This is a genomic window from Aeromonas media, assembly GCF_000819985.1.
Taxonomy (GTDB): Bacteria; Pseudomonadota; Gammaproteobacteria; order Enterobacterales; family Aeromonadaceae; genus Aeromonas; species Aeromonas media.
The window spans coordinates 1-10,148 of sequence record NZ_CDBZ01000040.1 but is presented as its reverse complement, the minus strand read 5'-3'; the positions used below and the strand labels follow the sequence as shown (position 1 = coordinate 10,148).

The 10,148-nt window shown below is 60.8% G+C and carries 7 protein-coding genes; 3 read left to right on the top strand and 4 right to left on the bottom strand.

Annotated elements, in window-relative coordinates:
• Window positions 1-61: 61 nt before the first annotated feature.
• From BN1127_RS03290 to BN1127_RS03275, 4 genes are all read right to left on the bottom strand, one after another.
• Window positions 62-1,027, bottom strand: a complete 966-nt coding sequence (locus BN1127_RS03290) for an ABC transporter permease (RefSeq protein ID WP_042648473.1) — start codon at window positions 1,025-1,027, stop codon at window positions 62-64.
• Window positions 1,028-1,029: 2 nt separating this feature from the next.
• A complete protein-coding gene (locus BN1127_RS03285) occupies window positions 1,030-2,148 on the bottom strand; it encodes an ABC transporter permease (RefSeq protein WP_041206642.1) in 1,119 nt (372 codons plus the stop codon).
• Window positions 2,148-3,710 carry an ABC transporter ATP-binding protein gene (locus tag BN1127_RS03280; protein ID WP_042648472.1) on the bottom strand — a complete coding sequence of 521 codons (1,563 nt, stop codon included), beginning with the start codon at window positions 3,708-3,710 and terminating at the stop codon, window positions 2,148-2,150. Before BN1127_RS03280 ends, BN1127_RS03285 begins: the two co-directional genes overlap by 1 nt.
• A gap of 97 nt (window positions 3,711-3,807) precedes the next feature.
• Window positions 3,808-4,806: a BMP family lipoprotein gene (locus BN1127_RS03275; protein WP_042648471.1), complete on the bottom strand. Its 999-nt coding sequence runs from the start codon at window positions 4,804-4,806 to the stop codon at window positions 3,808-3,810.
• 590 nt (window positions 4,807-5,396) lie between these two features.
• Between BN1127_RS03275 and BN1127_RS03270 the strand changes: the two genes are divergently transcribed.
• From BN1127_RS03270 to uvrD, 3 genes are all read left to right on the top strand, one after another.
• Window positions 5,397-7,316 carry a hypothetical protein gene (locus tag BN1127_RS03270; RefSeq protein ID WP_156139740.1) on the top strand — a complete coding sequence of 640 codons (1,920 nt, stop codon included), beginning with the start codon at window positions 5,397-5,399 and terminating at the stop codon, window positions 7,314-7,316.
• Between the two features lie 34 nt (window positions 7,317-7,350).
• Complete coding sequence (locus tag BN1127_RS03265; RefSeq protein ID WP_156139739.1) at window positions 7,351-7,782, top strand: hypothetical protein; 432 nt, start codon at window positions 7,351-7,353, stop codon at window positions 7,780-7,782.
• A 68-nt stretch (window positions 7,783-7,850) separates the two neighbouring features.
• A complete protein-coding gene (gene uvrD, locus BN1127_RS03260) occupies window positions 7,851-10,022 on the top strand; it encodes a DNA helicase II (RefSeq protein ID WP_042648468.1) in 2,172 nt (723 codons plus the stop codon).
• The last annotated feature ends 126 nt before the right edge of the window (window positions 10,023-10,148 follow it).

Below are 10,148 nucleotides of genomic sequence, written 5' to 3'. Positions count from 1 at the left end.
CTTAACTGATCAGCATTGCCACATTCGTGGGCCTTCTTGCATTTTTGGTATGGGCGGGAAGTTATTCCCGCTCCTTGACGTAGGGGGTGCCGAGCGCCTTGGGCGCCACCGCCTTGCCGATGAAGCCGGCGAGCAGGAAGACCGTCAGTATGTAGGGCAGCGCCTCTATGGCCTGCACCGGGATCGGGAAGTCGCCTATGCTGACCCCTTGCAACCGGATGGCGACAGCGTCGAGGAAGCCGAACAGCAGGCAGGCCGCCATGGCGTTCCAGGGGCGCCACTTGCCGAACACCAGCGCTGCCAGCGCCATGAAGCCCTTGCCCGCGCTCATGTTGGGGATGAACTGGGCGGTCTGGGCCACCGCCAGATAGGTGCCCCCGATCCCCGCCAGCAGGCCGCCGATGATGAGCGCGGTGTAGCGCATCCGCACCACGGAGATACCTGCGGTATCCACCGCCGCCGGGGCCTCGCCAACCGCCCGCAGCCGCAGGCCGAAGCGGGTACGGAACAGCACCCACCAGGCCAGGGGCACGGCGGCGAACGCCACGTACTCCAGCAGGGAGTGACCGCTCAGCAGCTCGCTGTAGAGCTGGCCGACGACGGGCACGTCATAGAGCTCCTTGGCGAAGGGCAGGTCGATGGGGGCGAAGCGGGCATCGCCGGAGAGTGCCGGGGTTTGGCCACCCTGATCGAACCAGTAACGGCCCAGGGTGACGGTCAGACCGGCCGCCAGTATGTTGATGGCCATGCCGCTCACCACCTGATCACCGCGGTGGGTGATGGTGGCGAAGCCATGCAGCAGGGCGAACAGGATGGAAACCCCCACCCCGGCACCCAGCCCAATCCAGGCGGAGCCGGAGACGGCGGCCGCGGCCGCACTGGCGAAGGCCGCCGCCAGCAACTTGCCTTCCAGGGCGATGTTGACCACCCCGGAGCGCTCGCAGAACATACCTGCCATGGCCGCCAGAATAAGCGGCGGCGCGGTACGTATGGTCGCATCCAGCATCAGGATCAGCATTTCGAACATGATCAGACTCCCTTCACTTGTGCGGTTGAGCGGTTGGCAAACGCCAGGTAGGCCTGCTCGATGCGCGGACGCAGCATGTGCTCGAGGGCGCCGCAGAACAGGATCACCAGACCCTGCAACACCACCACTATGTTGCGATCCACCCCGAACTCGAAGCTGAGCTCGGCGCCCCCCTGATAGAGGAAGCCGAACAGCAGGCTGGCGATGATGACGCCGACCGGGTGGTTGCGACCCATCAGGGCCACCGCTATGCCGGTGAAGCCGAAGCCTTCCACGAAGTTGAGCTTGATCTGGTGCAGCTCACCCTGCAGCACGTTGAGGGCGAAGAAGCCCGCCAGCATGCCGGAGATCACCATGGCCAGGATCACCACCTTGGGGTAGGAGATGCCCGCATAGGCGGAGGCGCTCTGACTGGCGCCGACCGAGCGGATCTCGTAGCCCCAGCGGGTATGCCAGATGAAGACCCACACCAGGGCCGCACAGATCAGCGCCCAGACGAAGCTGATATTAAGGGGGCTGTTCGGCATCTCCACACCGAAACCGGCCGCCAGCTCGCTCATCTTCGGCAGCCAGCTCGCCACGGCGAACACCTTGCTCTCTGTGGCCATGGATCCTGGCGGCTTGAAGACGTCGACCAGCAGGTAGGCCATCAGGGAGGCGGCGATGAAGTTGAACATGATGGTGGTGATGACGATGTGGCTGCCCCGCTTGGCTTGCAGCCAGGCCGGGATGAAGGCCCAGGCCGCACCGAACAGGCCACCGGCTATGATGGCGAGCGGCAACAGCAGGGCGAACGGCAGCACGTCCCCGAGCAGCAGACAGACCAGCCCCACACCCAGGCCGCCGATATAGGCCTGGCCCTCACCGCCGATATTGAACAGGCCGGCGTGGAAGGCCACTGCCACCGCCAGACCGGTGAAGATGAAGCCGGTAGCGTAGTAGAGGGTAAAGCCTATCCCCTCGCCGGTGCCGAAGGCGCCGTACCACATGATCTCGGCGGCATCGACCGGGTTGATGTCGAGGTAGTAGAACAGGATGGCCGACACCAGGAAGGCCAGCAGGATATTGACCGCGGGCAGCACGCCCACGGAGATCCAGGCAGGAATACGTACTTGGCTCATCAGTGGGCCTCCTTGGCAATCTCGTCAGGCACTATGTTAGCCATCATCAGCCCTATGGTGCGCTCATCCGCCTTGGCGCCGTCCAGCTCGCCGACGATGCGGCCATCGGCGATGACCAGGATACGGTCAGAGAGGCTCATGATCTCGTCGAGCTCCACCGACACCAGCAGCACCGCCTTGCCCTTGTCGCGCATGGCGATGATCTGCTGGTGGATGTATTCGATAGCGCCGATGTCGACGCCCCGGGTCGGCTGGCCGACCAGCAGCACATCCGGGTCCTGTTCCACTTCCCGGGCGATCACCAGCTTCTGCTGGTTGCCGCCGGAGAAGTTCGCGGTCTTGTGCTCCGGGCTTGGCGGGCGCACGTCCCACTTCTCCATCTTGGCCTGGCAATCCTGACGGATCGACTCCTTGTCCTGCAGCCAGCCCTTGTTGTATTGCGGGCGGCGGTGATAACCGAGGATGAAGGCCTCTTTCGCCTCGAAGCGATTGATGAGCCCCATCTTGTGGCGGTCTTCCGGGATGTGGCCGAGGCCGAAGTTGCGCACCCGCTCCGGATCGGCCGGATGGCTCAGGCTCACCTCGTGGCTCTGGGCTCCGGCGATGGTGAAGCTGCCCTTGCTGGGCTTGAGGATGCCGCCGAGCAGGCTGAGCAGCTCGGACTGGCCGTTGCCGGAGACCCCGGCGATGCCGACCACTTCCCCGGCGCGCACCGCGAAGCTGACGGACTTGACCCGCTCCACCCCGGCGTCATCGACGTAAGAGAGGCCATCGACCTTGAGCTTGGCTTCGCCCGGCTGGGCGGTGCCCTTGTCGACCTTGAGGCGCACCTTGCGGCCCACCATCAGCTCGGCGAGCTGCTCCTTGTCGGTGTCCTTGGTGGCGACGTGGGCCACCATCTCGCCCCGGCGCATGATGGAGACCTGATCCGTGATGGCCAGGATCTCCCGCAGCTTGTGGGTGATGAGAATGATGGTCGCGCCCTGATCCCGCAGCTTTTTCAGCACCTCGAACAGGTGATCCGCCTCTTGCGGGGTCAGCACCCCGGTGGGCTCGTCGAGGATCAGGATGCGGGCGCCACGATAGAGCGCCTTGAGGATCTCGACCCGCTGTTGCAGGCCCACCGGCAGATCCTCGACTTTCTCGTGCAGCGGCACCTCGAGACCATAGTCCCGGGCCAGCTCGCCGAGCAGTTTCTCGGCCGCCGCCAGGCTCTTGCCCAGGTGCCAGCCGTTTTCCGCGCCGAGGATGACGTTCTCCAGCACGGTGAAGTTGTTCACCAGCATAAAGTGCTGGTGCACCATGCCCACGCCTGCGGCAATCGCATCTTGTGAGCCATGGGGTTTGAAGGGGTTACCGTCGATGAGCATCTCGCCTTTGTCGGCGTGATAGAAGCCGTAGATGATGCTCATCAGGGTCGACTTGCCGGCGCCATTTTCGCCGACTATGCCGTGAATGCTGCCTTTTTGAACCTGAAGGTCGATCTGCTTGTTGGCGTACACTTCGCCGAACCGCTTATCGATACCTCTTAATTCGATGGCATAGCGATCTGTCTGGTCCATGATGCAGTCCTTGCGGGTCATGAAGTAGAGACTAAAAACCGGCCCGTGCGGGCCGGTCTGGGTTGAGAGTCGTAGCAGAGACTCAGTACTTGCAGTATCAGTACTTGCAGGAGTTGTCGCTCATGTAGTCGTGCACCTTGATCTTGCCGGCGATGATGTCGGCCTTGATGCTTTCGACCTTGGCTTTCATCTCCGGGGTGATCAGCTTGGCGTTGTTCTCGTCCAGCGCCCAGTCAACACCGCCTTCGGCCAGACCCAGGGACTGGATACCCGGCTTCCAGCTGCCCTTGGCGGAATCATCCCAGCTCTTGTACGCGGCCAGACCGACCGACTTGACCATGGAGGTCAGCATGGTGCCCGGTTGCAGGTGGTTCTGGTTGGAATCCACGCCGATGGCCAGCTTGCCTTCGTCCTTGGCCGCCTGGTAAACACCTATGCCGGTACCGCCGGCGGCGGCATAGACAACGTCGGCGCCCTTGGCGAACTGGGACTTGGCCAGTTCCGCACCCTTGGCCGGGTCGGCGAAGGCGGCCGGGGTGGAGCCGGTCATGTTCTGATAGACGTCGATCTTCGGATTGATGTACTTGGCGCCCTGCTCATAGCCGCACTGGAACTTGCGGATCAGCGGGATGTCCATGCCGCCCACGAAGCCTACCTTGCCGGTCTTGGAGGCGATGGCAGCCAGGGCACCCACCAGGAAGGAACCTTCATGCTCCTTGAAGATGAGGGACTGCACGTTCGGCTTGTCGACCACCATGTCGATGATGGTGAACTGGGTGTTCGGGAACTCGGTGGCCACCTTCTCTACCGCAGAACCCATGTTGAATCCGACGGCGACTATGGGGCCGTTGCCACGGCTGGCCAGACGACGCAGGCCCTGCTCGCGCTGGGCTTCGTTCTGGGGCTCGAACTCCTTGACCTTGACGCCTTTGTCCTTGTTGTAGACTTCGACGCCATTGCGGAACACGGCTTCGTTGAAGGACTTGTCGAATTTGCCTGCGGTGTCATAGATGACGGCGGGCTCGGAGGCTGCCTGGGCAGAAAGGGCAGCGAGGGTGAGGGCGGCCACGGTGGCCAGCTTGAGCACTTTAGTCACGATCGTATCCTTGATTGTTATGTGAGGGTCCACAACCTGTCTTGGCAGGTCATAAAGCACGCTGGCTAACTGTAAGTGAGCCAGCCTGTGGGTCAAGGGGATCATAGAGGAAAAACGTTTGCGTTAACGGTTTGAAATATAAGCAAATTGCTTTATAAGTGTTTGTTTTTAGGTTTGTTTGCAGAGTTAAATGCTGCGATTAATAGGCGCCAAACGACATTTGTGTTTCTATTCATGAGGTTATGCGCAAGCGTTTTCCTCTGACGATGAAAAAAGTGGTTTCTATCGGCACCAAATCATGGGGGAGGATGCCGCTCCTGTTACCGGATGGTCTGCAGAGGTGAGTGGGGCGTTATTAATCCAGTTCCATGACGTTGCTGCTGATTTATTGATGCAAATGCCCCCAGAGTTGCCCGCCAGGTTGGTGCCGCCCCCCGATCGCGGTTGTCGTTAGTGACAATGACCACACTCATATGGAAATGCATTGGTGTTTTTCATATGAGTACGCTAGGGTGTGCCCGAATTGATTGCGCCCCCAGGATGGGGGCGTATTTTTTACATTTGTTCGGGTGATAAAAATGAAAAAAAACGTGCTGAGTATGGCTGTGGCTTGCGTACTGTCCGGTGTCATGTTGACCGCTTGCGGGGGCGGTGGTGACGATAATGGGGGCGGCAACAGTGGTGGTGGCAATAACGGCGGTGGCACAGATACGGGCAGCAAGCCCCAGCACACAGCCGTCTTCCTGGATTCGGTCGTGGATGGCCTCGACTATCAGTGTGACGACTACGTTGGTGTGACCAACGCCAAGGGTGAATTCCTGTTTGATGATGGTGACAACTGCTCCTTCGCACTGGGTAACCAGCGTCTGGGGTCCGTGACCCTCAAGGCTGGCAACTCGCTGGTGACGCCATACACCCTGGCCGGTGACGACAAGGAGAGAGCGATCCGCATTGCCGCATTGCTGCAGACACTCGACAGCGACAGCAATCCAGAAAATGGCATCACCCTCGACAAGGCACAGGTCGCGCAGCTGGGGATCATCGAACTGGGTAGCGACGACGCCTTCAACACCTCACTGGTCGAAGCGTTGAAGACTGCGGGTCTGACCAAGGACGTCGTCTCCCTGGCCGCAGCGAAAGACCACCTCTCCGCCACCCTGGCAGGTGTCAATGGCCGCTCTGTCGCGGTCGACAAGGTACTCTCCGATCTGCAGGGGCTGACCGATCTGAAGAATCTGGATGTCGAGAGCAAGCTCAAGGATTACAAAGGCACGCTGCAGGCTGAAACCACAGACAGTGGCAAGGTAGATCGCCAGATTGTGCTGGCCATGCTGACCATGCTCGAGGTGACCAACAACCCCGTGGTTGCCGAGCGCCTGGGCTTCACATCTTCTGCCATTGGCAGTGGTTACAGTACCAGCCTGGCCAAGGTGATCGATGTGATCATCCACACCCCCGGCACCGCTGCCGTGGCGCTCAAAGGTGGCAAGGATTATACCCGTGACGTGGCCCAGCTGATGGGCGCCTATGCCGACAGCATGGAAAAAGTCGCCGCTACCCTGGCTGACATCCAGGATCCGGATTACAGCGCTACCTATGGTGATGACGAGTCTGTCACCCTCAACTTCGACGGTGCCAAGGCCCTGCGGGCCTCGGCGATGGCGATGGCATCGGCACTCAATATTGCCGCCTCCTACCAGTACGGTCTGGACAATGCCTATGCCACCCAGGAAGAAGAGGTGACCTTGCCGCGCATGCACATCAAACAGTCCTGGGGCATGCAGCCCAGCACCACTTATGAAGAGAGCGCCAACACCTTCAAGGCTCAGTTCAGTCAGCTGGATATCGAGCCGGACAACCTGATGAATCATGCCGACTTCTTCCGTTTGACCGATGATGCCAAGGTGCGCTTGGGCAAGGCCAAGGCGCAGTTGAAGGATGCAGTGGGCCTCGCACTGACCGTCGATCAGAGCAAGCTGGATGAGTCGCTGAGCCAGGAGGAGATCGATGCCAATGCCGCGACCCTGAAGCAGCTGGCCGACCATTTCTCGGGCAAGGTGGCCACTATCCAGTGGGAAGATACCGAGACCGAGTACGTCAACACTGGCATGAGTTGGGAGCCTCAGAACGTAGGGGTGAAGTACAACATCAATGTGTTGCCGTTCTTCGATGAGATGCTGGATCGCAGTGATGTGACCATCAAGGTGGCGGGCGCCTGCGCTGGTTCTGTGGGCGAGCGGGATGCCGAGTTGTCCAAGGCAATGGGTATGCCCATGTGTCTCATCTCGAGCGACGAGTTCAAGGCACTTGCCGAGAGCGATCGCGGTGCATTGGAGTACATTGGCTGGATGCAGGAACCTGATAACAGCTACACCACCATCTATGCCAAGGGTGTGAGCTATGACTGGTCAACCCGGATGACGCCGCTGGCTGGTTCGACCTTTGACAAGGTCTTCGTCTCCTGTACCGATCTGGATGACAACAAGGTCAGCTGTGCCGATCAGCTGTAAACAATGCAAAGCGCTCCTGTTGGGAGCGCTCTTTTTGCTGATGCCGGCGGCGCAAGCTGCCGGCATGTTGGCACGCTACAAAGATTATCGGGAGCGTGTCTTCGATAGTCAGGGTCAGTTGCAATATCAATTGATCACCCGCGAATACTTGCAGCGGATGCCCAGCGGGCGTCCGTCATTGTCCAGTCTCTTTGCGTTGCGAGAAATGCAACGTGAGTCACTGCAGCTCAAACAAGGCACCTTGATGGTGGACGCCGCCATAGTGCACTTCCAGCATGGGTATTATCAGGATGGCCAGCTCATGATGGGCGGCACGGAAGTGACCTTGCCTGAAGGCCGTTTGCACGCAGCCTTCCTTCGTTTTGACCCTGTCCATCAGGTGTTGGATGCACCACGCGCCATGCTGCTCAGCTTTTCCGGTGATGTGTTGGGCCAATATCGGAACTATCACCGCCCCCTTCGTTGATCCTGCCGGTTGGTCTCTGGCCGCTCAGGCCGTATAATCGCCGCCTGTATAAATAAACAGGAGTGGTGATGGACGTTTCAACCCTGCTCGACGGGCTCAACGACAAGCAAAGAGACGCGGTGGCGGCCCCTCGCAGCAATCTGCTGGTGCTGGCAGGCGCCGGCTCGGGCAAGACACGGGTGCTGGTGCACCGTATCGCCTGGCTGATGCAGGTGGAGCGTTGCTCACCCTTCTCCATCATCGCCGTGACCTTTACCAACAAGGCGGCGGCCGAGATGCGCGGCCGGGTCGAGAAGGTGATTGGCGACGGGGTGCGCGGCATGTGGATAGGCACCTTCCACGGCATCGCCCACCGCTTGCTGCGGGCCCATCATCTGGATGCGGGCCTGCCCCAGGACTTCCAGATCCTCGACTCCGACGACCAGTACCGCCTGATCCGCCGGGTGCTCAAGGCGCTCAACCTCGACGAGAAGCACTGGGCCCCGCGCGCCGTGATGGGCTACATCAACGGCAAGAAGGACGAGGGGCTGCGCCCCGGCGACATCGACCTCTACGGCGACCCCGTCACCCGCACCTATCAGCAGATCTACAAGACCTATCAGGAGACCTGTGATCGCTCCGGTCTGGTGGATTTTGCCGAGCTCCTGCTGCGCGCCCACGAACTGTGGCTGAACCGGCCCCACATCCTCGAGCACTATCGGGATCGCTTCCAGAATATCCTGGTGGACGAATTCCAGGACACCAACGGCATCCAGTACGCCTGGTTGCGGATGCTGGCGGGCGAGTCCGGCAAGGTGATGATAGTGGGTGACGACGACCAGTCCATCTACGGCTGGCGCGGCGCCAAGATAGAGAACATCCAGCGCTTCCTGACCGATTACCAGGGCGCCGAGACCATACGTCTGGAGCAGAACTACCGCTCCACCGCCAATATCCTGAAAGCCGCCAACTGCGTCATCGCCAACAACTCGGAGCGGCTCGGCAAGGAGCTGTGGACCGAGGGGGCAGAAGGGGATCCCATCTCTCTGTACGCCGCCTTCAACGAGGTGGACGAGGCCCGCTTCGTGGTCGGCCGCCTCAAGGATTGGAAGGAGAAGGGCGGCCTGCTGGCCGACTGCGCCATCCTCTATCGCTCCAACGCCCAGTCGCGGGTGCTGGAAGAGGCGCTGATGCAGGACGCCATGCCCTATCGCATCTACGGCGGCCTGCGCTTCTTCGAGCGCCAGGAAATTAAAGACGCCATGGCCTACCTGCGCCTTATCAACAACAGAGGCGACGACGCCAGCTTCGAGCGGGTCGTCAACACCCCGACCCGGGGCATCGGCGATCGCACCCTGGAGATATTGCGCAACAACGCCCGGGATCAGGGCCAGAACCTCTGGCAGTCGGCCAAGACGCTGCTCAACGACAAGGTGCTGACCGGCCGCGCCGGCAACGCGGTGCGCGGCTTTGTCGATCTCATCGATGCGCTGGAAGAGCAGGTTGGCATGCTGCCCCTGCACCAGCAGGCGGACATCGCCATCCAAAATTCCGGCCTCAAGGCCATGTATCTGGCGGAGAAGGGCGAGAAGTCCCAGGCACGGGTAGAGAACCTGGACGAGCTGGTGACGGCTTGCCGTCAATACCAGCGCCCGGACGAGCTGGAAGACATGAGCGATCTGTCGGCCTTCCTCGCCCACGCGGCGCTGGAATCCGGCGAGAATCAGGCGGACGAATACGCCGATGCTGTGCAGCTGATGACCCTGCACAGCGCCAAGGGGCTGGAGTTCCCCCTGGTGCTGCTGGTCGGCGTGGAAGAGGGCATGTTCCCCAGCCAGCAATCCACCGAGGAGTCGGGGCGGCTCGAGGAAGAGCGCCGCCTCTGTTACGTCGGCATGACCCGCGCCATGGAGAAGCTCTACATCTGTTATGCCGAGAGCCGCCGCATCTACGGCCGCGAGATGTTCCACAAGCCGAGCCGCTTTATCCGCGAGATGCCCGCCGAGTGTCTGGAAGAGATCCGGCTGCGCACCCAGGTGAGCCGCCCCACCCAGTACGGCCGCTTCAGCCAGAACGAGGTGCAGCAGAGCTTCGACGCCAGCGGCATCAAGCTTGGCCAGCGGGTGCTCCATCCGAAATTCGGGGAAGGCATAGTGCTCAACTTCGAAGGGGTCGGCCAGCAGAGCCGGGTGCAGATCCAGTTCGATGAGGTCGGCGCCAAGTGGCTGGTGACGGCTTACGCGAGATTGGAGGCGCTCTGATTTTTCCCACTCTTGATGCAATCAACCCGGCTTAGGCCGGGTTGGTTTTGAGCGACATGACGCGATCGTCCGAATACGCTTCGCTATTCGAACCTACGAGCTAAATTTTACCTGATTACCCATGAT